Annotated in this window: 20 protein-coding genes; 5 read left to right on the top strand and 15 right to left on the bottom strand. The window is 56.4% G+C overall.

Features of this window, described 5'->3' with window-relative positions; all coding sequences use genetic code 11:
• Positions 1–224: 224 nt before the first annotated feature.
• The 3 genes from iraP to IM313_RS06710 form a co-directional block, all read right to left on the bottom strand.
• A complete protein-coding gene (iraP, locus tag IM313_RS06720) occupies positions 225–485 on the bottom strand; it encodes an anti-adapter protein IraP (RefSeq protein ID WP_028012123.1) in 261 nt (86 codons plus the stop codon).
• Between the two features lie 210 nt (positions 486–695).
• A complete protein-coding gene (locus tag IM313_RS06715; protein WP_041911106.1) occupies positions 696–1910 on the bottom strand; it encodes a multidrug efflux MFS transporter in 1215 nt (404 codons plus the stop codon).
• Positions 1911–2078: 168 nt separating this feature from the next.
• On the bottom strand, positions 2079–2762 hold the full coding sequence (locus IM313_RS06710) for an extensin family protein (protein WP_048959629.1): 684 nt from the start codon (positions 2760–2762) through the stop codon (positions 2079–2081).
• Positions 2763–2865: 103 nt separating this feature from the next.
• Between IM313_RS06710 and ddlA the strand changes: the two genes are divergently transcribed.
• Positions 2866–3966, top strand: coding sequence for a D-alanine--D-alanine ligase (gene ddlA, locus IM313_RS06705; protein WP_049001847.1), 1101 nt, complete (start codon positions 2866–2868; stop codon positions 3964–3966).
• On the opposite strand, the gene IM313_RS06700 is transcribed toward ddlA, so the two are convergent.
• Positions 3963–4193: a DUF2754 domain-containing protein gene (locus tag IM313_RS06700; RefSeq protein ID WP_028012119.1), complete on the bottom strand. Its 231-nt coding sequence runs from the start codon at positions 4191–4193 to the stop codon at positions 3963–3965. The genes ddlA and IM313_RS06700 overlap by 4 nt on opposite strands.
• Positions 4194–4442: 249 nt before the next feature.
• Between IM313_RS06700 and IM313_RS06695 the strand changes: the two genes are divergently transcribed.
• Positions 4443–4742: a DUF2755 family protein gene (locus IM313_RS06695; protein WP_014882725.1), complete on the top strand. Its 300-nt coding sequence runs from the start codon at positions 4443–4445 to the stop codon at positions 4740–4742.
• Here the strand turns inward: IM313_RS06695 and IM313_RS06690 are convergent.
• The 3 genes from IM313_RS06690 to IM313_RS06680 all read right to left on the bottom strand — a co-directional run bounded on the left by IM313_RS06690 (position 4739) and on the right by IM313_RS06680 (position 7719).
• Positions 4739–5836: a DUF1615 domain-containing protein gene (locus IM313_RS06690; protein ID WP_049001844.1), complete on the bottom strand. Its 1098-nt coding sequence runs from the start codon at positions 5834–5836 to the stop codon at positions 4739–4741. The two genes, IM313_RS06695 and IM313_RS06690, sit on opposite strands and share 4 nt — an antisense overlap.
• Before the next feature lie 14 nt (positions 5837–5850).
• Positions 5851–7071 carry a peptide antibiotic transporter SbmA gene (gene sbmA, locus IM313_RS06685; RefSeq protein ID WP_028012117.1) on the bottom strand — a complete coding sequence of 407 codons (1221 nt, stop codon included), beginning with the start codon at positions 7069–7071 and terminating at the stop codon, positions 5851–5853.
• Between the two features lie 114 nt (positions 7072–7185).
• Positions 7186–7719, bottom strand: a complete 534-nt coding sequence (locus IM313_RS06680) for an isochorismatase family protein (protein ID WP_041911110.1) — start codon at positions 7717–7719, stop codon at positions 7186–7188.
• Between the two features lie 204 nt (positions 7720–7923).
• On the opposite strand from IM313_RS06680, the gene ampH reads away from it, so the two are divergent.
• On the top strand, positions 7924–9084 hold the full coding sequence (gene ampH, locus IM313_RS06675; RefSeq protein ID WP_192971493.1) for a D-alanyl-D-alanine-carboxypeptidase/endopeptidase AmpH: 1161 nt from the start codon (positions 7924–7926) through the stop codon (positions 9082–9084).
• 2 nt (positions 9085–9086) lie between these two features.
• Here the strand turns inward: ampH and IM313_RS06670 are convergent, their stop codons facing one another.
• Complete coding sequence (locus tag IM313_RS06670; RefSeq protein ID WP_059357346.1) at positions 9087–9713, bottom strand: helix-turn-helix domain-containing protein; 627 nt, start codon at positions 9711–9713, stop codon at positions 9087–9089.
• 89 nt (positions 9714–9802) lie between these two features.
• Complete coding sequence (locus tag IM313_RS06665; RefSeq protein WP_192971494.1) at positions 9803–12577, bottom strand: autotransporter outer membrane beta-barrel domain-containing protein; 2775 nt, start codon at positions 12575–12577, stop codon at positions 9803–9805.
• Positions 12578–13022: 445 nt separating this feature from the next.
• Between IM313_RS06665 and hemB the strand changes: the two genes are divergently transcribed.
• Together hemB and IM313_RS06655 are read left to right on the top strand one after the other, a co-directional pair.
• Positions 13023–13997 carry a porphobilinogen synthase gene (gene hemB / locus IM313_RS06660; protein WP_028012112.1) on the top strand — a complete coding sequence of 325 codons (975 nt, stop codon included), beginning with the start codon at positions 13023–13025 and terminating at the stop codon, positions 13995–13997.
• Positions 13998–14069: 72 nt separating this feature from the next.
• A complete protein-coding gene (locus tag IM313_RS06655; RefSeq protein WP_192971495.1) occupies positions 14070–15770 on the top strand; it encodes a lysophospholipid acyltransferase family protein in 1701 nt (566 codons plus the stop codon).
• A gap of 79 nt (positions 15771–15849) precedes the next feature.
• On the opposite strand, the gene tauD is transcribed toward IM313_RS06655, so the two are convergent.
• The 6 genes from tauD to mmuP all read right to left on the bottom strand — a co-directional run bounded on the left by tauD (position 15850) and on the right by mmuP (position 21754).
• Complete coding sequence (gene tauD / locus IM313_RS06650; RefSeq protein WP_192971496.1) at positions 15850–16698, bottom strand: taurine dioxygenase; 849 nt, start codon at positions 16696–16698, stop codon at positions 15850–15852.
• Positions 16695–17522, bottom strand: a complete 828-nt coding sequence (tauC, locus tag IM313_RS06645; RefSeq protein ID WP_041911117.1) for a taurine ABC transporter permease TauC — start codon at positions 17520–17522, stop codon at positions 16695–16697. Before tauC ends, tauD begins: the two co-directional genes overlap by 4 nt.
• Positions 17519–18286, bottom strand: coding sequence for a taurine ABC transporter ATP-binding subunit (tauB, locus tag IM313_RS06640; protein WP_192971497.1), 768 nt, complete (start codon positions 18284–18286; stop codon positions 17519–17521). Before tauB ends, tauC begins: the two co-directional genes overlap by 4 nt.
• Positions 18287–18296: 10 nt before the next feature.
• Positions 18297–19259, bottom strand: a complete 963-nt coding sequence (gene tauA, locus IM313_RS06635; protein WP_126326890.1) for a taurine ABC transporter substrate-binding protein — start codon at positions 19257–19259, stop codon at positions 18297–18299.
• Positions 19260–19434: 175 nt separating this feature from the next.
• Positions 19435–20367, bottom strand: a complete 933-nt coding sequence (gene mmuM / locus IM313_RS06630) for a homocysteine S-methyltransferase (protein ID WP_192971498.1) — start codon at positions 20365–20367, stop codon at positions 19435–19437.
• Complete coding sequence (gene mmuP / locus IM313_RS06625; protein WP_001194698.1) at positions 20354–21754, bottom strand: S-methylmethionine permease; 1401 nt, start codon at positions 21752–21754, stop codon at positions 20354–20356. Before mmuP ends, mmuM begins: the two co-directional genes overlap by 14 nt.
• Positions 21755–21940: the final 186 nt, after the last annotated feature.

Here is a 21940-nt window from a genome sequence, read left to right as displayed (position 1 = left end):
AAAACCACCCGGCAGATGTGATTTCCGCCGGGAATTTATCATTTCAGTTCCAGCGCGCATGAATTGACGGTATCAGCATCAATGGCAGGGGTAATTAACAGGGAATGTAACGCGCTAAAAAGCGCGCTCTGTTTCAATTTATTTTCTTCATGTACAAATACAAAAATAAAACAGAGCGACTCCAGGCATCCTGCATGACAATCCTATGACATGTCAGTAACGGCTTAACTGCGCGGATGCCTCAACAGCTTCTTTACGTATTGCTGCAGCAACTCGGCATCTTCTGGCGGAACCTGCGTATCGGGCCGCGCCTTATCCAGCGCGCCTTCAATGCTTTCAATTAACGCCTGCTGATCCGATGTTGCCATCTGCCGCAGCAGCGCGGTGACAACTATTTCCAGCGCTTCGACCTGGGCGACCAGCTCTTTCGACTCCTCTTCCTTTTGTGCAAGCTTAACCAGCAACTCAGCAATGAGATTTTTCATCGTGCTATTTCCTTATGGGATTTTCTCTGAAATTAACACCAGGAATGAAATATGCAAAGCGGAGAAAAGTAGTATCTTATGCAAAAGTGACATTGCCGCCAAATTAGCGCAGCGTTCTTCTCAGCGAAACGTTTTTCTATAAAAAAACGCCGCATTTTGTTATATAAAAATGCGGCTACCATAAGAATATATAATACATCTGCGAAAAGGTTATTTCGCTGATTTCGCTTCCGCTATTTGTCTGCGGCGACGCAGGGCAATAGCCAGCTGGATAATATTGATTAAAACGACAATCGCCGTCGCGGCAAATACCCAGCGAAAACCCGCCATTGCAGAAACGGACGCACCAATAAGCGGACCGGCGACGTTGCCTAAATACATAAACGACTGGTTATAGCCAAAAATACGCCCCGTGACCTGGTCGCTGGAATATTTGACCAGCAATGTCTGTACGGCGGGCAACATAGCGCCATCCGCAAAGCCGAGTAAAAACCGCAGCACGCCCAGCTGAAGCGGAGAGGTAACAAACGACATGGCGAAAAAGAGCACCACCGCAAATATCAGCGTCGCCATCAGGATGCGCGCCGTGCCGATCCTGTCGCCCAGTTTTCCCAGACGCGGGGCAGAGATCAGCGCGGAGACGCCCGGCACGGCAGCAATCATGCCGCTGAGAAAGGCGATATTGTTGCTGTCCGGCTCCATCGACTTGATAAACAGCGCCAGAATCGGGCCGACCGAACCGTTGCAGAGCTGGATCACCATGGTGGTGACAAACAGGCTAATCACAAGTCCCGGGTATGGCAGCGAGGCGAAGACGGCCTTGCCGCTCAGGCGCTCAGATTTACTGATAACGGGGCGGCCCCCCTCTTTGATAAGAAAGAGCGTAACCAGAAAGCTGATCACCAGCAGGATTGCGGTGATGATGAATACCGCGCGCAGACCGACATGGTCAGCCAGAAAGCCTCCCAGCAGCGGGCCGCCGATAACGCCGCTGATCTGGGCGGTGGAGAGCGTACTCAGCGCCCAGCCGCTGCGCTCGCGCGGCACCTGAGAGGCAACCAGCGCCATGGCGTTGGGAATATACCCAGACGTCAGCCCCATCACCGCCCGCAGGAAAAACAGCTGCCAGACGTTGGTGGCGAAGGCCTGGAGCAGAATAGCAATCGCCATCCCGAGGGAGGCGCGCAGCAGCATCAGCTTGCGCCCTTTCCGATCCGCCAGGCTGCCCCACATCGGTGACACAATGGCGGAGACCAGAAACGTGACGCTGAACGTCAGCCCGGACCACATGGACAGCGCTTCGTGGGAGCTGACCCCCAGCTGTGACACGTACAGCGGCAGGAACGGCAGGATCTGGCTGATGGCAAGCCCGGTGAAGAAGCAGCCGAACCAGACCGAGATGAGATTAACTTTCCAGGATTCCATACAGAAATAGTCTTCATTTTTAGGCGAATTCGCCGTCAGATTAGCAAGTTACGCGCCTTAACGTCGCACCAGAGATGCGGCCTCGCTGACTTTGGTGTTTTATCTTCCCAGTCATCATATTTGTGAAATAAGTCACAATTCATCCATTTTCTGGCGGAAGATTATGCTTCAGCGGCAGAGACCAAAGCCGCGCATTCCCAGATGAAAATGGCTGGCGTGCGCCGCGTTATATTCCGGCCCAAGACCGTTTCCGTAGTAACCGCAGCTTGCCGCCAGCAGAGCCTTAAGCCAGGGCTGCGTTTTTGCCGATTTCCAGCCGTTAAGTACCGTAACGCGCTCTCCGTTCGCCAGCCGAAAAGCGGCGATATCCAGCGCCTCTGCCGTGGCGTGCTCGCTGCGCCGCGCATCGGGCCGGTGGTAGATATTGCGGCAGGCAAAGCTGCCGAGGTGCTCAATGCGCGTCAGTTCACTGCCGGTAAAGCGTTTAGTCAGGGGCCGGGCCTGCTGGCTGACAAACAGGGCTGAGCTGAGCGCCAGCGGACAGCTGGCAAGAAAACTGCCGTTCAGGCTCACTGGGCCAAAGTCACGCACGCGCACGACGTTGTTCAGCGGGCATTCCCCGCCGCTGTCAGCGACCGCCTGGGTGCGGATCAGTTTTTTTTGATTAGCCTGCGCTAACAGGCTCGCGCAGGCTTCGGGCGTTAAGCGCCGCAGCTTATACTGGGTAATGCGGCCAGGCGGGTCGTCCAGGTTCAGCGGCGTGAAAGGGTTGTAGTAAGACGGCAGCCAGCGATAGCCCGCCGTTGCGATTGCCCCAAGGATGAAAATGGTCAGCAGCGTTTTTCCTTTCACTCTCCCCCCTCACTGTTCCCCAAATCATTATGGCAGAAGGCCGCGAAACCCGCAGGGCATCGTGGTATGTTATTGGCTTTTCGTCAGACTGGAAGAGAGTGAGATGGCAAAGCAGCGCGTAGGTATTGTCTTTGGGGGAAAATCAGCGGAGCACGAGGTGTCATTGCAATCGGCTAAAAATATCGTCGATGCGATCGATAAAAGCCGTTTCGACGTGGTGCTGTTGGGCATTGATAAACAGGGCCAGTGGCATGTTAACGATGCCAGCCAGTATCTGCTGAATGCCCACGATCCGGCACACATCGCCCTTAATCCTTCGGAAATTAGCGTCGCCACCGTACCCGGCGTCGTGAAGGGTCAGCTCATCGACGCAGGCAACGCGCAGGCTCTCGCCCAGATCGACGTAGTCTTCCCCATCGTGCACGGCACCCTCGGCGAAGACGGTTCCCTGCAGGGAATGTTACGCATGGCCAACCTGCCGTTCGTGGGCTCGGACGTGCTGGGCTCCGCCGCCTGCATGGACAAAGACGTCACCAAACGCCTGCTGCGCGATGCCGGGCTGAATATCGCGCCGTTCGTGACGCTCACCCGGGCCAACCGCGACAAGCACAGCTTCGCGCAAATTAGCGCTGAACTGGGTCTGCCGCTGTTTGTGAAGCCAGCCAACCAGGGCTCCTCCGTGGGCGTCAGCAAAGTCACCACCGAAACAGAGTTCACGCAAGCCGTCCGTCTGGCGTTTGAGTTCGACCATAAAGTGGTGGTTGAGCAGGGGATCAAAGGCCGCGAAATTGAGTGCGCGGTGCTGGGCAACGATTTCCCACAGGCCAGCACCTGCGGTGAAGTGGTCTTAAACAGCGACTTCTACTCGTACGACACCAAATATATTGATGATAAAGGCGCCCAGGTTGTTGTTCCTGCGGATATCGATCCGGCCATTAACGATAAGATCCGGGCGATCGCCATTGAGGCCTATCAGACGCTCGGCTGCAGCGGCATGGCACGCGTGGACGTGTTCCTGACGCCGGAGAACGAGGTGGTGATCAATGAAATCAACACGCTGCCGGGTTTCACCAATATCAGCATGTATCCAAAACTGTGGCAGGCCAGCGGGCTTGGCTACTCTGAGCTGATCACCCGCCTGATCGAGCTGGCGCTGGAGCGTCATGCCGCCGACAGCGCCCTGAAAAGTTCCGTTAACGGCTAATCGGCACCCTTAGCCGTCTCCTCCGCTGTCGTCTCTTCCGGACGGCGGCGGATTATCAGCCCTGCCAGCCAGAAACTGATTACCCAGGTCACCAGGCCCACGGCATAGGTTTGCCAGCCTTTTGCTTCAAATCCCAACAGCCCCACGACGCCGTTAAGAATAAAGATCAGCCCGATAGCAAAGGCGTAGTAGTGCCAGTCACGGCGAAGTTTGGACGTGAGCTTCATAACAACTCCGGCAGGAAAAAAAGACATCCTCTCACAGTTTCACCGCCAGGTCTGTGGCAGATGCGGAAATTCTGAAATGCGGTGCAGTTTCATTTAAGTTAACAAATTGTGACATGCTGCAGAAATCAACAATCCAGGAGAAATCCTGAGCGAAAATTACCACGATTCTGATATTGACAAATGCGATGACCTGTCAAACTCACCCCGTAAGACGCGTATTAAAACAGAGTGATATTTCGGGAGGTCAACATGGCTGACTTTACATTGTCGAAACCGATTTTTGGCGGCAAACCAAAAACCTCCACGGCGGGTAATATCGCGTATGCCCTGTTTGTCCTGTTCTGCTTCTGGGCTGGCTCCCAGCTGCTTAATATGCTGGTGCACGCGCCGGGCGTTTATGAACACCTGATGCAGGTGCAGGATAACGGACGCCCGCGGGTTGAAATCGGGTTTGGCGTGAGCACGCTGTTTGGCCTCGTTCCCTTCCTCGCGGGGTGTATGATTTTAGGCGTTGTCGCGCTCGTCCTGCGCTTTCGTCGTCGCCATTAAAGCCCCATACAGCGAGCCCGGCGATCGTCCACGCGTTTTGCGAACCAGGCGGTGGTCAGGTTACGCGTGATCTTCGGGCTTTCCAGCTGAATCCCCGGCAGAATTGCCCTCGGCAACGTTTTCCCACTCTTCTTATCGGCAAGCGCAAACACTTTCTTGTAGAGTTCCGTTTTCTCAAATGCCAGGCTGTCGCCTTTCTCAAGCTGACGGCGAATGTCGCTGTTGCTCATATCAAGCGTTGTCGATAATTTCCGGATCGCCCGCTCGGTGCTTCCCGCCTCGCTGCTGCCGTAGGCGATAAGATCGCCGTCCAGCGCCAGCTTGACGCCGCTTGCGCGGCTAACCGCGCTCTGAAACGCCGCGTTACGGCTGGCATACCAGCCCGCGTTAAAGTCTGCAAAGCGGTACAAGGGCTCGCTGTAGTTCGCCGGATAGTTCAGCAGATGATACGTGCCGAACCACAGCCCGCCGCGCAGGGAGAAGACCTCCTGACGCACCGTACCGTCAATTTCCCACGGGTAGCCGTCGGTATGCTTCTCGGCAAACGCAATGCTCACCTGCATCGGGCCGCCGGTGTGAACCGGGTTCAGTGAGCCAAACAGTTTCTGCCCCATCGGCACCATGTTAATGAAATCATCAAAGATGGCGCTGAGCTGTTTTTCGGTTTTCACCGTGTCCAGCCGCTCGCTGTAGCTTTTGCCGTTTGGCGAGGTGATTTTCAGCGCGGTATGCACGAGGAACACCGGGATATGCATCGATTCCGCGCGGCGGTCGATCTCTTTCCAGGCAATTTTGTTGAGACCCGGCACCACCGGGTCTGACTGGTACATCGACTCCTGCTGCGCCACCGCCAGCACCGAGCAGATATTCTCCTCGGTTGGGGCAATCTTCTGGCTTTCAAAGGTTTTTGCCAGCGCATCCGCCCACGCATTGCGATCCTTCACGCTGGCGGGCATTTTTTGCCGTACAACGCTTGCGACATCCACGGGCTTCTCGCCCTTTTTAAGCGGAGCAGCCCCTTTTTCGGCACAGCCCGCCAGAACGAGGGCAGCCAGCAAGGACAGCGGTAACGCACGCGGTACGGCAAAAGACATAGCAACTCCCTGTATTAGCTAAATGTGTTGGTGACTTCCTGCAGGTCCCGATCGTCCAGTTCATGTTCAAAGCTGCGCAGACGTTTGTAGATGGACATCAGCTCCACCAGCGTGGTCCAGGAGTTGATCAGATACTGGAACGAGTTTCTGACCTGATCGAACACGTTGGTAATCTGGGTCAGTAAGCCCAGCGTGATTGTTCCCGCAACAATAGACGGGAACAACAGGAATAGTCCAAAAACAGTATCGACCTGCAGATAGAAAATACGGGCAATATTGAAATACATGTAGTGGAAATAGAGCCGGAAATAGTTGAAACGGACGTTGCGGAACAGCTCTTTTATCGTCGGGGGCGCAGCGCGCGTTGGGTCGTCCTCTCCGTAGACCAGCTCTTTACGATAGGCCGCTTCCACACGCTGATTCTTAAACTCTAAGCCCGGCAGCTTAATCCCGACGACGGCAAGCAGGCCTGTGCCCATAAGCGACCAAATCAGCGCCGGGATGAGCAGGCCGTACGGTAAATGTCCGACAATCGGCAATGCTGAAATATGGGGAGAAAGCGCGACCAGAATCGGTAAGAACGCAAACAGTTTCAGGATGGCATTAAGCAGGCTGACGCCCATATCCTCAAGCGTTGACGCAAAACGCATGGTGTCTTCCTGAACACGCTGAGCAGCACCTTCAATATGGCGCAGACGCTCCCAGTGGGTCATGTAGAATTCGTTCATCGCCGTACGCCAGCGGAAGACGTAATGGCTGACGAAGAAATTATTCAGCACCGCCACGGTGACAGCGATCATGGCAATGCCCATAAAAATTTTTAACTGATTATAAAGCTCGCCAATTGGCACCCTGTTAGGGGCGCTCAGCGCTTTCTGGATGAGATCGTAGAACGGGGCATACCACGCGTTAATGGCTACGCTCACTTCGACCAGAAACCAGGTGACAAAAATAATCAGCGACGTTCCGAGAATGGACCACGTCTGCCAGCGATGAGGGGAATAATTAAACCAGAACAGCGCAAACAGCCCGACGCACAGCGCGTAATAGGCATAAAACAGCAGATAGCTGAACGACCAGAAGCGCGCCGCGCTAATCGGCACCTCGCCTGTCGCCCCCACGATGCGTGTCAGCCATGCACCGCCGCCCGCCAGCCAGAACACGACTGCGATCAGTGCCCAAATAAATGCCGACAGGAAAAAAGGCCCCGGCTTTGGGAAAAAAGACTTAAACATGATACTTCCTTCTTGTTGTTATGGTTGTTGCTGTGCTCAACACATTACCACACGAATACCTTGCCCGAGCCGGACCCCGGCTCGGGCAAAAAGGTCAGACCCGTGGGTTGATTATTAGTTCGCTTTCCAGTTTTCGAGAATTGTTTCGGTGCGTTTCACCGCGACAGGGTTCGCCGGCGCAATGAAGTTTCGCCAGACGTCGTTGTGGTGGTGAATCAGGATCTGTGCTTCAGCAGCCGGGCGGTTGGCGGTGGTATGGGCATCTTCCGCCACGGTAATGTGGTAACCCCGGCTGACGCCATTCTTGACCGTGGCGTCAACGCAGTAATCGGTGGCACAGCCGCAGATGACAAACTCGCGAATGCCCTGCTCGCGTAACAGCGCCTCAAGCCCGGTGTTATAGAAGGCATCGCAGGCGGTTTTGGTCACGTACAGCGCGCCGGCAGGTTGATGGAGTTCAGGCAGCAACGCAAACCCGTCACTTCCCTCTTCCAGCCCCCCGGCCTCGGCATGCTGAATAAAAATCACCGTGTCGGCAGCCTGCGTAAGCTGGTTGATCAGAGAGACACACGTCTCGCGCTGATGACGCGGGGTTTCAAACACCCCGTTCTGCATATCAACCACCATTACCACACGCTTTTCAGACATACCGTTCTCCGCAAGATTGAGTAACACTGGTGCCTATCATAAGCCCGATGTCACAAAATGGGAGAGCGCTCGCAGGGAAATTCTTCATATTTACCCATGGTTACGTTTTTCTCGCTATGGTTATGCTATTCGGGGCATTGCACGGTGCCGATTAGTAGTATAAATACCCATTACTTTCCTCATTCACTTCATGGATGCTTTTCGTTGAAACGTTGTCTGCTCTCTTTTGCCGCGCTGTGTGCGGTGAGCTTCTCCACCGCCCAGGCAGCCCAGCCGCTGACGGCGCCCGTTTTGGCTTCCGATATTGCCGATCGCTACGCGAACCTTATCTATTACGGCAGCGGCGCGACAGGGATGGCAATGGTGGTCATCGACGGCAACCAGCGCGTTTTCCGCAGCTTTGGTGAAACGCGTCCAGGTAATAACGTTCGTCCGCAGCTGGATTCCGTTGTGCGCGTCGCGTCCTTAACCAAGCTGATGACCAGCGAAATGCTGGTGAAGTTGCTCGACCAGGGCGTGGTAAAGCTCGACGATCCGCTCAGCAAATACGCCCCGCCGGGTGCCCGCGTGCCGACGTATCAGGGCACGCCAATTCGCCTGGTGAACCTCGCGACGCACACCAGCGCTCTGCCGCGCGAGCAGCCGGGCGGCGCGGCGCACCGCGACGTTTTTGTCTGGCCAACGCGCCAACAGCGCTGGAACTACCTGAGCACCGCCACGCTGAAATCCGCCCCGGGCTCGCAGGCCTCTTACTCGAACCTGGCGTTCGATCTGCTGGCGGATGCGCTTTCAACGGCGGCGGGCAAACCTTACCCGCAGCTTTTTGAAGAGCAGATCACGCGTCCGCTGGGCATGAAAGACACCACCTTTACCCCTTCCCCGGACCAGTGCAAACGCCTGATGGTGGCAGAGAAAGGCGCAAGCCCCTGTAACAACACGCTGGCGGCCGTGGGCAGCGGCGGGGTCTATTCCACCCCTGGCGACATGATGCGCTGGATGCAGCAGTTCCTTTCTTCGGATTTTTACTCCCGCAGCAGCCAGGCCGATCGTATGCAGACCCTTATCTATCAGCGTACTCAGCTGCATCGCGTCATCGGGATGGACGTGCCGGGTAAAGCCGATGCGCTCGGCATGGGCTGGGTCTATATGGCGCCGAAAAATGGCCGTCCGGGCATCATTCAGAAAACCGGCGGCGGCGGCGGATTCATTACCTACATGGCAATGATTCCGCAGTCCAACGTGGGCGCGTTTGTGGTGGTCACCCGTTCTCCGAACACGCGCTTCGTTAATATGAGTGACGGCATCAATAACCTGGTGGCAGAACTGAGCGCCAATAAAGCCCAGGTGCTTACTGCGTCTAACTGATCTTAATATTCCGTGGGCAAGCGGTTGATGCTGACCAGCTTGCCCCGGCTCATATTGATGTAGTTCCCCTGACGCAGCGCAGCCAGGACTTCTGCAACGACCGAACGTGAAATACGTGTGCTACGCTGAATATGATTCATAACGCCAATTTTTGAGCGCAGCGAGTCATCCCACTCGGCCATATTGATCAACATCGCCCGGATCTGACTATAAGAGTTATTTCCCACCAGCTGCAGGTCACGCTTGCCCAGAATATGGTTAATCCATGACACCCAGCAGAAAGCATCCTGCCAGAGATGATTTTGCTGAATAAGTTGACGCGTGGCAGAGGCCGGTAAATAAAACCCAGAACAGGTTGTGTGTGTCATCATGGAATATTCCAGATAACTATCATTTATCCATGCATTCAAACCATAGATAAAAGGTGCCTGCGCAATGCCCATCAGAAGTTCATCAGATTTACGATGGATAGCGGTAAGACCAGACTGTATTACAAAAGTAAATGGCTCATCATCATTATTGCCGGTTGTTATTAATTGCTGTGGTTCGATCTTAAAGGGGGTACCGGCGACTTCCAGACATTTTGCGAGCCGGCTTAATTCAGAAAGTGGTTTCGCATTAACGTTCATGCATACCTCAAAGCATCTGTATCTGTCGGTTCTTTATTATTTTTAAACCATATAAAAAAGCGGGGGAAAATATCCCCCGCGATTTCTATTTACCAGGTATATTTCACACCCAGGTTTGCTCCCCAGTTCTGGTCAACGTCGCCGCCGCCCAGATAAGTCGCATCGGTGTAAGCACTGAAGTTTTTGGTGAAGCTGAACTGGGTGCCCAGCCCAACGCGAACCGCAGAGCCTTCGACGCCGTTATCAATGCTGTCAGAGTTGATATCAGCATTATTGTCAGCATCGTCATAGACGTAAGCCAGCTTGAAGTACGGGGTCAGAGCCTGTTCGCCGCCGTAGTTGAAGGTATAACCCGCATCCAGGCCAAGTTCATAACGCATGCTGTCGTAAGACTGACCATCGATACGCATGTCGTTGCTCAGCTGGTAGTCGTCGCCTGACTGGAACAGGCCGGAAATCGCCGCATAAGGGGTGATATAGCCTGAGAGGTTTGGTTTCCAGTCATAGCCCAGCTTCATCCCGAAGCCGACAGCGTCAGAGCTTGTATCACCGTCAACATACTGACCGTTGCTCATGGTTGCAGAGAGGTCATTGTTAAAGCGGGTGTAGTTCAGTGAGCTGTCGAGGAAGACGTTGTTCGCAAACGTCGCAGACGCGTAGATCATCACAGTCTGGCTGTCCTGATCGACCTGACCCGTACGATCGCTGATATCGCCTTTCGCAAAACCAGCTGCACCACCGACGATCCACTTCGCATTATTACCGTCAATCTGCGTGTCCAGACCGACCATAATGCCGCTTACGTCCTGATCGTAGCTGACGGTGCCGTTATCCGCGTCAAAATTGCCGCCGAAATAGCTCACCCACGCTCCGCCGTTGTCTGCCAGGCCATGACGGCTGTTGGTCAGACGCGTACCCACGGTATCCTGCTGGAGATTCCAGATATTGGTATTGGCAGAAGGAATGCTCAGCGCCATGTTGGCGTAGTCAGTCAGCTCTTTCTGCTGAAGAACAACGGTGTCACCCTCCTGCTGCGCCTGATAGGTGTAAGCACCTAAATCAGCTTTGTTTGCAGCAGTAAAGCTGGCTGCGGTATCTGCGTTATTGTCGTAGACGCGAAGGATCTCTTTGTTTTTGTAGTCGGCAACTGAACCAGCGCCGGTTGCATCGTCGATGCGCACCTTGTAGTTACCGGCAACGTCACCGTTCACCGCCAGATGGCCGTCGGAGTTCAGCGCGACAACACCGTAGTCATACTCCTCGTTGTAGCGATCGTTGGTGATATAGCGTGCGTTGTTCAGATCACTGTTCAGCACATAATCGCGGCTGGCAACGTTGAGCACGCCGCCATCGGTCAGTACCATATTGTGCGTATCAACCTGACCCAGACCCAGCGCCAGCTCGGCACCGTTGTCTACGGTAATGGTGTTGGCATACAGCTCTGCTGTCTCTTCAGTCAGTGCCGCACGGCTATAGCTGTCCAGATACAGGCTGTCGGTTGCCACGGCTCCGCTGTCGCCAATATTCATGGTTGAAGCATTGGTCAGGGTGATTGAATCCGCCAGCAGGCCGGAGTTTTCAACATTGACCTGAGACTGGTTGTTCACCGTCAGCGCATCAATGTTGGAGACCTTGCGGGTATCCCACTCGGAACCGTTATCCAGCGCCACATTGAACAGGCCGCTTTGGTACACCTCTTCACCGGCAACGTGACCGTTGCTGTCGAAGGTAGAATCAGGCCAGATGCTGTTCGGGGACAGAGCGTGCCAGTCAACGTTGCTGTAGCCCTGGCCATACATCTGCGCAGTGCCGATAGCTTCAACGCTGGACTGCGCTGCACCGACCCACTTACTGCCGTTAGTCAGCGTAACATCCAGTGTATCGGTACCGTCCCAGCCGTTGGTGGTTGGGTTATAGACACCATCTTCAGTGGTATCCGTTGCCGGATCGCCATTCTCGTAGAAGTTGTTATCAAAGGTGCTGGAGAAAAGAATGTCACCCGTTACGGTAGAGTGATCGAAGGTAGCGGTGGTCTGCATGGCGTTATCAGACGCGCCGGCCGCAACGATCAACGCCGCATCATCCGCAGCCGAGGCGTTGGTTTCACCGTAGTCGCTCGGCTTCGCCGTTTGACCGTAGAACCCGTTGGTGCCCAGATCGCTGTACGCACCAGAGGTCAGCACGGAGTCTTTCACCACCAGCGTATCGGTAAAGACATTGCTGCTGTTAGCAACGCCTTCAACGCCGTCGTATGGTGTGTTATCCAGTTCCTGATAACCCTGCGTCAGCGTGATACCCGCGACGTGGGAGTTGTTCTGAATAACGATATCAGATTCAACGTCCAGGGTAATTGCGTTACCCAGACCATAGGTGTCCAGATAATGCGTTTCAGTATTCTCGCCATTGACGACATCATACGCGTAATGCTCGTAGGCATCGTTGATGGTGGAGTTATCAACGGTCAGGCTAAAACGATCGTACTGGGTATGACTGGTGCCGTCAGTATCCACGCCATCTGCACACGTCGTGGTCATACACTCTGACGTGATCATGCCGTTAATGGTGCTATTAGAAATACTCAACGCGTTCGCACGGCCATTGACCCCATCATCCAGATAATAAGTCGAAATAACACCGTTTACGGTTGATTTATTGATGACCGGATAAATGTCACCATCATGGGTGGCATCCGAGTAATCCCAATCTGCGTAGCCATAATACCACGGCGTAGATGCGGTATTATCATATCCAAAAGTATTATATGTCGTACCGGAAATATCTTTCGCATTAGCCTGAGAAGCGATAGCCAGCGTACAAGCTAATGCAAGTTGAGATACAACCAGTTTCTTTTTCCATGTTTGCATTGGGTCATCCCTCCTCAGGGACGTAAGCATGTTTGTCCGTAAATCAATTAGCAATGTTTAATTGCGGAGTGAATTATGCAGTTTCATTCAGAAAAGGTTCAATGAATGATTCATTTAAGTCCGTATCCAGACAATCAGCAGATGTAAAACGAGAGAAAAAGAGCGCTAAATATAAATACTATAAAGAAAAAGTCAAAATAAACTAAACAAGCAAAGATAATATAAGTTTTATAAACAGATCATTTTTATTTATACATTCCCTTCGTAATAGAATTAACATCAATAATTCGAACCGACATTCCGCAGGATTAGTTAATTATATATATTTCACTGGCAATCATAGACAGGCCCCATTAATCGGTATCAAAATGCCCACTTTAGTAAAACACCTCACTTCACTTTGAGGTACACTAACCTTCTTTGTTCCACAAACATCAGGCATACCATGACCGATTTAATTGCACGTCCCCGCCGCCTGCGTAAGTCACCCGCACTGCGCGCCATGTTTGAAGAGACAACACTGACCTTAAACGATCTGGTGTTGCCGATTTTTGTTGAAGAAGAGATTGATGACTACAAAGCCATCGAAGCCATGCCGGGCGTGATGCGCATTCCTGAGAAGCATCTGGCCCGCGAGATCGAACGCATTGCCAACGCGGGGATCCGCTCGGTGATGACCTTCGGCATCTCCCACCATACCGACGCCACCGGCAGCGATGCATGGAAAGAGGATGGCCTCGTGGCCCGCATGTCCCGCATCTGCAAAGATACCGTGCCAGAAATGGTGGTCATGTCCGACACCTGCTTCTGCGAATACACCTCCCACGGGCACTGCGGCGTGCTGTGCGATCACGGCGTGGACAACGATGCCACCCTGCTAAACCTCGGCAAGCAGGCGGTCGTGGCTGCCGCTGCGGGTGCGGACTTCATCGCGCCGTCTGCGGCGATGGACGGACAGGTTCAGGCTATCCGTCAGGCGCTGGATGCGGCAGGCTTTACCGACACCGCCATCATGTCCTACTCCACCAAGTTTGCCTCCTCCTTCTACGGTCCGTTCCGTGAAGCAGCGGGTACGGCGCTGAAGGGCGATCGTAAGACCTACCAGATGAACCCGCTGAACCGCCGGGAAGCGATTCGTGAATCCCTGCTTGATGAAGCCCAGGGCGCAGACTGCCTGATGGTGAAACCTGCTGGCGCCTATCTCGATATTCTGCGCGACATTCGCGAGCGCACCGAACTGCCGCTGGGGGCATACCAGGTGAGCGGTGAATACGCGATGATCAAATTCGCCGCGCTGGCCGGTGCCATCGACGAAGAGAAAGTGATCCTCGAAAGCCTGGGCGCGATCAAACGCGCGGGCGCGGATCTGATCTTCAGCTACTTCGCGCTGGATCTGGCCGAGAAAAAAATCCTCCGCTAATCTTCACCAAACTGCAATACAACCGACATCTGCTCCTTCTACTGTCTTCGCAAGACGGCAGGAGGAGTAATCATGTTTAGCCTCGATAGCGTTCTCGACGATCTTTGGCCTCAGGCGAGGCCTGCACCCTGGCAAAAAAGTCTGTTAAAAAGGCTGTTTTACGAAGAAGAATTCCAGCAGTTTGCCGCCGCTCACCGCCACCTGAAAGGACTGGATATGGTGGAGCAAGTTCTGGAGCACCTTGATATTCTCTGCACCGTTTCCGCCCGCGATCTCGAACAAATCCCCGAACATGGCCCACTGGTTATTATTGCCAACCACCCGACAGGCACGCTGGACGGGCTGGCGCTGATGTACGCCGTCTCCCGCGTGCGGCGCGACGTTAAAGTCGTGACCAACCGGATGCTGACCCACCTTGAGCCTCTCAGTTCGCTGTTTATTCCGGTGGACAATATGGGCGGCAGGACGGCGAAATCGTCTCTGGTTCAGATGGAGCAGCATCTGCAAAACGCGGGCGTGCTGATCTTCTTCCCGGCGGGTGAAGTTTCACGCCCCACGCGCAAAGGCATTCGAGATAAAAAATGGCACTCCGGCTTTATCAAACTCGCCAGCAAGCTGCGCGCCCCGCTGCTGCCGGTGCATATTCAGGCGCATAACAGCCTGCTCTTTTATGCCAGCACGCTGGTGTCACCGACATTGTCGATGCTGCTGCTAATGCAGCAGATGTTCCGCCGCCGCCACAGCCAGCTGCCGATTAAAATCGGCCAGCAAATCGCCTGGCATCACTGGCATAGTGCCACTCTTTCGTCACGTGAGATGGCCGAGCAGTGCCGTCAGCACGTGATGCGTCTTGGCAAGGGATTGCCTGGCGTCTTCAAAACCCAGTGCGCCATTGCCCGTCCGGAAGACCGGGCCACCCTGAAACGCGAGCTGGCGCAGGCGGAGTGTCTGGGTAAAACCAGCGACGGTAAAACCATCTACCTGTGGCAGCGCAACGGGCAGGAAGAGGCACCTCTTCTGCGCGAACTGGGCCGCCTGCGCGAGATTGCGTTTCGCGCGGTGGAGGAAGGGAGCGGTAAACGCCGGGACACCGACAGCTACGATGACGATTATCTGCACCTGATCCTCTGGGATGAAGAGGATCTGGAGATCGTCGGGGCGTATCGCTTTATGCCGACGGCCATGCAGATCCAAAAACGCGGCGTTGAAGGTCTGTACAGCTACAGCCTGTTCCACTACGACGACAAAATGCATGACGTGCTTGAGCACGGCATTGAGCTCGGGCGCAGCTTTATCCAGCCGCGCTACTGGGGGCGTCGCGGTCTGGACTATTTATGGTCCGGCATCGGGGCTTACCTGGCGCGTTACCCACATTATCGCTACCTGTTTGGACCCGTCTCCATCTCCGGCGGCTTACCGCCTGCGGCACGGGATCTGCTGGTCGCCTTTTACCGCCTGTGGTTCCCCGCGACGCATCCGCTAGCCGCGTCACGTCAGCCGTATCCGGCATCCTTACCGGACGTGCTGGCACAGTTTGGCGGCGTGGATTACGTGGACGATCTGACGAAGCTGAAATCCCTGCTCGGCAATCTGGGCTGCGGCATACCGCCGCTGTATAAACAGTATTCCGAGCTATGCGAGCCCGGCGGCGTGCAGTTTATTGATTTTGGCAGCGACCCGGCGTTCAACAACTGCGTAGACGGTCTGGTGCTGGTGGATTTGTGCTACCTGAAGGCGAACCGCTATCAGCGGTATATTGAGGCGCACCTTTAATTGGCCGCGGATTGGTAGGCCGGGTAAGGCGAAGCCGCCACCCGGCAATTGTGCACCGTTTTCGCCGGGTGCGACGGAGTTAAGGGCGGTAAAACGGCTTATCCCCCAAAATCGTCGCCCGCTGCATAATCCTTCGCTGCGGCAGATAGTCCGCGTTGGCGTAGTGCTGCGTCACGCGGTTATCCCAGATCGCCAGGTCGTTCTCCTGCCAGCGCCAGCGCACCTGAAACTCCGGTTTAGTGATATGTGCGAACAGGAAACCTAACAGCGCGTCGCTCTCTTTTTCCGTCACGTCCACAATGCGCGTCGTGAATCCTTCGTTCACGAACAGCGCCTGCTTGCCCGTGACCGGATGGGTGCACACCACCGGGTGCAGCAGCGGCGGATGCTTCGCCACCGCTTCCAGCCAGCGCTGATGCTCCTCTTCGCTTTTACGGTACTTATATTCCGGGAACGATTTTTTGAAGTCGTGCTCCGCCCGCAGGCCGCTCAGCAGTGCCCGGAACGGCGCAGAGAGCGCCTCAAACGCCGCAATCCCGCTCGCCCACAGCGTATCGCCGCCGGTCTCTGGCAGTAATTTTGCTGCCAGAATTGCCCCGGCGGGCGGCGTTTCGATAAAGGTGACGTCCGTGTGCCAGTTGTCGTTGTCCGGCGGGTTATCGTTGTGGGTATCCAGAACGATAATCTCCTCCACCCCTTCCGCATGCGGATAGACCGGGTGAATATGCAGGTCGCCAAAACGCAACGCCAGCGCGCGCTGCTGCTGCGGGGTGATCGCCTGCTCGCGAAGGAACACCACCTGATGGCGCAGCACCGCGTGGTACAGCTGCTCAAACTGGTTATCGCTCAGCGGGCGGGACACATCCAGGCCCGATACCTGCGCGCCAATGTACGGCCCCAGCGGGGTGATGGTCAGTCGTTCACTCATTGTATTTCTCCATGCCAGGGCGTCAGGCGGCGCTGTAGCGCGCGCAGCCCCAGTTCTAATCCGAAGGCGATCGCGGCAATCACCGCGATCCCTGCCAGCACCACGTCAGTCGCCAGGAACTCTCCCGCCGACTGCACCATAAACCCTAATCCTCGCGTGGCGGCGATCAGCTCTGCCGCCACCAGCGTGGACCAGCCCACGCCGAGGCCGATGCGCAGTCCGGTTAAAATCTCCGGCAGCGCGCCGGGTAGAATCACAAACAGCAGCACCTGCGTACGGCTGGCCCCCAGCGACTGCGCCGCACGAATGCGCACCTGCTGGGCACTCTTCACGCCCGCCAGCGCCGACATGGCAACCGGCGCGAAAATCGCCAGATAAATCAGCAGAATTTTCGACGTTTCGCCGATACCGAACCAGATTACCATCAGCGGCAAATAGGCCAGCGGCGGCACCGGGCGGTAAAGCTCAATCAGCGGGTCAAGGATGCCGCGCACCGTCGGGCTTAGGCCCATCGCGATCCCGACCGGGATACCGATAACCACCGCCGCCAGCAGCGCCACCAGAATGCGCGTCAGGCTTGCGCCGAGATGCTGCCAGAGCGTCGCGTCCATAAAGCCCTGCGGCCCGGCGATGGAGATGAGTTTCGCCAGCACCTGTCCCGGCGGCGGCAGAAACAGCGGGCTGACCCACTGCTGGGCCGCAACCGCCCACCACGCTGCCAGCAGCACCAGCAGCGTACCGACGCTCAGCGTAATTTGACGTGAGAAAGGCCAGCGCAGCGCCAGACGCGTGCGGCGCGTTTTTTCACTAAAGACGATGCTCATGAGAAGGCCTCCCGCTGTTCGAACACGCGGCTTAAGACGTATTCACGCTGCTCAATAAACCGCGGATCTGATTTGATGCTGCGCACCGGCTCCCCCGCGACGTAGCGACGGGCGAAATCCAGCGGCAGCCGCTCCAGCACGCGCCCCGGCCCCGGCGAGAGCAGCACCAGCTCGGTCGCCATAAACACCGCCTCTTCGATATCGTGGGTAATTAACAGCACCTGCTTGCCCGTCTCATGCCACAGGCGCAGCAGCAGGGTTTGCATCTGCTCGCGGGTAAAGGCGTCCAGCGCCCCGAACGGCTCGTCCAGCAGCAACAGCTGCGGATTCGCCGCCAGCGCGCGGGCGATCCCGACGCGCTGACGCTGGCCGCCGGAAAGCTGCCAGATAAAGCGTTTTTCCGCCCCTTCCAGCCCCACTTTTTTCAGCATCGCCCGCGCGGTTGCCAGCCGCTGTTCACGGTTCACACCCGCAAGCTGTAGCCCAAACGCCACGTTCTCCTGCACGTTGCGCCACGGAAGCAATCCTTCGTTCTGAAAGACCACGCCGCGCTCGGCGCCAGGGCCATCCACCTTTTTCCCTTCCAGCTGAATGGTGCCGTGCTGATACGGTACAAACCCGGCGATCAGATTCAGCAGCGTGGTTTTTCCGCAGCCGGACGGGCCGAGCACCACCAGCAGTTCACCGCTGCCCAGCATCAGATTGATGTCCTCCAGCGCGGGTTTACCACCGTAATCGGCATACAGGTTCGTAATGTTCAGCATGGCGGACTCCTTATTTCACAAAGCGGTCGGTGACGTACTGGCTGTAATCCGCCGCGACCGCAGGCACTTTGCCCTGCTCTTTCAGGAAGGTGGCGGTATCTACAATCGCTTTGCCCACCGGCCCGTTTAGCTGCTGCACCTGCTGCGCGGGGGTCAGATAGGTATTGCCCCTCACCAGCCCCGGCACGTCCGCTTCCGGCACGCCGCTCAGGCGGGAGAGTTTTTCCAGGTTGGCGGGCTGCTTCAGCCACTCATCCGGGTTGCTGATGTACGGCTGCTGGGCGGCAATCGCGCTTTTCGCGAAGGCTTTCACCACCTCAGGATGTTTCTCGGCAAAGTCTTTGCGTACCACCCACACGTCGAGTGTCGGCGCGCCCCACTGGCCCACTTTCTCGGAGTCGGTCAGCACGGTACCGTCTTTTTCCAGCTCGTTTACTGCCGGTGCCCACACATAGGCCCCGTCAATATCGCCGCGCTGCCAGGCGGCGATAATCGCCGGCGGCTGCAGGTTGATAATTTGGACCTGACCCGGCTTGATGCCCCAGTGTTTGAGCGCCGCCAGCAGGCTGTAGTGGGTGGTGGAGATAAACGGCACGGCGATGCGTTTGCCGATCAGGTCTTCCGGTTTGGTGATGTTTTTCTTCACCACCAGCGCTTCGGAATTACCGAGCTGCGAGGCGAGGAGGAAAACCTCAATCGGCACCTGCTGACTGGCCGCGACCGCCAGCGGGCTGGAGCCGATATTGCCAATCTGCACGTCGCCGGACGCTAACGCACGCACGACGGACGCGCCGCTGTCGAACTTGCGCCAGTCGACTTTCGCGCCGCTCTCTTTCGCAAAGGTATTATCCGCCTGCGCAACCTTCGCCGGCTCAGCCGACGTTTGATACGCGACGGTAACGTCCACCGCCTGCGCCTGAAATGCCCACAGCGCCAGCGCGCCGAGAAGTGTGATTCGCGATGAAATTGCCATAGTGCCTGCTCCCCTTGTTGTTATGAGGGCAGTATTTCCAACGCGGGAATTTTGATAAAGGAATAAAAATGAATCGCTCATAACGATTCGTTTTTAGATAAAAAGCGGGAAAGGATAGTTGATTTTGTGCGGTTGGTTTGTGCCGGGTGGCGCCTGCGCCCTACCCGGCACAAACTCAGCGCTGCGCGTTCAGCTCTGCAATATCCTTCGGCGTGGTGCGACAGCATCCGCCGATTAACTTCGCTCCCGCCGCCAGCCACTGCGGCAGATACCCCGCCAGCGTCTCGCACGCTTCGCCGTGGTGGTGCCAGGTTTTGGTTACCGCATCATAATGCTCGCCCGAGTTCGGGTAGACCACCAGGGGCAGCGGCGTCAGGCTTTGCAACTGCTTCAGCGCCGCCGTGGTGTTTTCCAGCGCGATACAGTTGATGCCCAGCGCGACGACCTGCGGATAGTCCTGCAGAGAAGAAACCACCTCCCGCAGCGGCGTGCCGTCGCTCAGGTGCTCGCTGTCGCGCAGGGTGAAGGAGAACCACGCCCGCGCGCGAGGATACGCCGTCAGCAACGCGGCCAGCGCCTTTATTTCCGTGAACGACGGCAGCGTTTCGCAGGCCAGCAGGTCTGCACCCGCGTCCAGCAGCGCTTCCACGCGCGGGCGGTGGAATTCTGTGAATTCTTCGGCACTGCGCACGTAGTCGCCGCGATACTCTGAGCCATCCGCCAGATACGCGCCGTACGGCCCAACGGAGCCCGCTACCAGCAGCGTGCCCGCGTGCGGGTTTTCGGCCAGGTACGCTTCGCGCGCCTTACGCGCCAGCTCCACGCTTTTGCCAATCAGCGCACGGGACTGCGCCTCATCCAGACCGCGTGCCGCAAAGCCCGCAGGCGTGGCCTGGTAGCTGGCGGTGATCGCCACCTGCGCGCCCGCGCGGTAGTAATCAAGATGCACTTTACGGATAAGATCCGGGTTTTCCACCAGCACTTTGGCCGACCAGAGGCTGTCAGCAAGGTTACAGCCGCGCGCTTCCAGCTCCGTTGCCAATGCGCCATCCAGCACCACAAACGGCTGTTTTTCAAGGATGGCGGAAAGCGGATTATTCTGCGACATGTTCAGGCTCCTGCGATGTCATATTTCGGGTCAGGTAGTAGGCACCATAACACAGGGCGACGAACGGAAGCCCGCAATAAAGGGCAATGCGCTGGCTGGGGTCAAACCACAGACCGACGCAGGCCACCACGCAGAGGATAAAACCGAGCACCGGCACCAGCGGATACCACGGCGCGCGGTACTGCAGCGCAGAGAGCGGCTGGCCGGACTGCAGATGACGGCGACGGAAAACGAAGTGCGACGCGCAGATGCTGATCCACACCGCCACCACCGCAAAGCCAGAAATGGCCGAGAGTGCGACAAACACCGTGTCCGGGGCCACCACGCTTGAGAACAGCGCCAGCACGCCGCCGAGCATGGAAACCGAGAGCGCCGTCAGCGGCACGCCGTTTTTGTTCACGCGGGCAAAACAGCGCGGGAGCGTTTTCTCATTCGAGAGCGACCACAGCATGCGCCCGGACGCATATAAGCCAGAGTTCGCCGCCGAGAGGATCGCCGTCAGGATCACGAAGTTAAAGATATCAGCGGCATAAGGAATACCGACCTTTTCAAACACCAGCACGAACGGGCTTTTTTCCACGCCCGCCTGCTGCATCGGGATCAGCGCCGCCAGCACAAACACGGTGCCGATAAAGAAGATGATCAGCCGCGCGATGGTGGTGCGGATCGCAACCGGAATGACCTTGTGCGGATTTTCCGTTTCACCCGCCGCGATACCGATAAGCTCGGTCCCGGAGAAGGCAAAATTCACCGCCACCATGGTCATCAGGATCGGCAGACCGCCGTGCGGGAACCAGCCCTCGGCGGTGATGTTGCTTAAGCCCGGCGCGGGTGAACCGTCCTGCATCGGAATGAAACCAAAGACGGCCGCCCCGCCGAGGATGATAAAGGCGATGATGGTGATGACCTTCACCAGCGAGAACCAGAATTCCCCTTCGGCAAAGAAGCGCGTGGAGATGACGTTAAGGCCGAATATCACCACGCAAAAGACCACGCACCACGCCCAGACGGGCACCTGCGGGAACCAGTACTGCATACAGAACCCGGCGGCGGTAAAGCTCGAGCCGAGCGCCACCGTCCAGGTAAGCCAGTAGAGCCACGCCACGGTATAGCCCGTCGCCGGGCCGAGATATCGGGCGGCATAGACGTGGAACGCGCCGGTTTCCGGCATCGCCACGGAGAGTTCGCCCAGACACTGCATCACCAGCCAGACCACCAGCGCGCCGATCAGGTACGCCAGCAGCGTGCCCGCCGCACCGGTGGTGGAAATGATGTATCCGGTATTGAAGAATAACCCTGTCCCAATCACGCCGCCCAGCGAGAGCATAATCAGGTGGCGTGTTTTCATGGTGCGCTTAAGCTGTCCATTTTCTTGTTGTGTTTGCATATTACCTTCTATACGTATGGACATCTAAACATCCAAAGAAGGTGTTATACCGCGATTGTTAATAAAAAGCTAGATGACCAGACGCAAACGGGCGCGCCGCGCGCTGAGTCTGGGGTGGGTTGTGAGGATGACATAAAGAATGGGACGCCAGGCCATAAGCACCTCCGCAAGCAGATACTAACAGCA

It is taken from the genome of Enterobacter cloacae complex sp. P2B, from assembly GCF_014895985.1.
GTDB classification, from domain to species: domain Bacteria; phylum Pseudomonadota; class Gammaproteobacteria; order Enterobacterales; family Enterobacteriaceae; genus Enterobacter; species Enterobacter bugandensis.
Note: the sequence above shows the minus strand (reverse complement) of the source record. Positions and strands in the feature narration are given on the sequence as shown.